This is a genomic window from Haloferax sp. KTX1, assembly GCF_902410085.1.
GTDB lineage: Archaea > Halobacteriota > Halobacteria > Halobacteriales > Haloferacaceae > Haloferax > Haloferax massiliensis.
The window spans coordinates 1-477 of record NZ_CABPRH010000126.1 but is presented as its reverse complement, the minus strand read 5'-3'; the positions used below and the strand labels follow the sequence as shown (position 1 = coordinate 477).

Here is a 477-nt window from a genome sequence, read left to right as displayed (position 1 = left end):
CTCAAGGAATTTTGGGAGTCTACGTCCCGTCCATAGCGTGGGCATACTTTCACTCACGTTGACGGGGCCGCCACTGAGATGGGTCCGGACTGACGGCCTCCAAGCCTACAGAGAGATGGAGCGTGACCTTCGAACAATCATACACAAGAGAATGCCCATCGCCCGACGGCGTCCGCATATACAAGCAAAAGTGCCTCTTTTCGCTTGTTTCACCGTGGCTACGGAAATTCCAAAGCCTATCCAAGCAGGGCTTGGAACAGGCTGTTCACACCTTTGGCACCGTTCGGTCACTCACTCTGGCTTGCGAATCCGTCGAGTCAACCATTGAATGTCCCGATATTAGGGCCTTCCGTAGCATTATATAAGAGCCTGTCATTCTAAGTATTCTTAAGACCGTCCACCGAATAGGGAACCGCAAACGATGTGCCCCCGCCCAACTGATCCTCCAGAACATGAGCCTGTAGTTTCGGTCACAGG

1 pseudogene is annotated in these 477 nt (G+C 52.8%); it reads left to right on the top strand.

Going from position 1 to position 477, the window contains the following annotated elements:
* Window positions 1-365 (top strand): annotated as a pseudogene (locus FY251_RS21105) (IS1595 family transposase); the annotation flags it as partial.
* Window positions 366-477 lie beyond the last annotated feature (112 nt).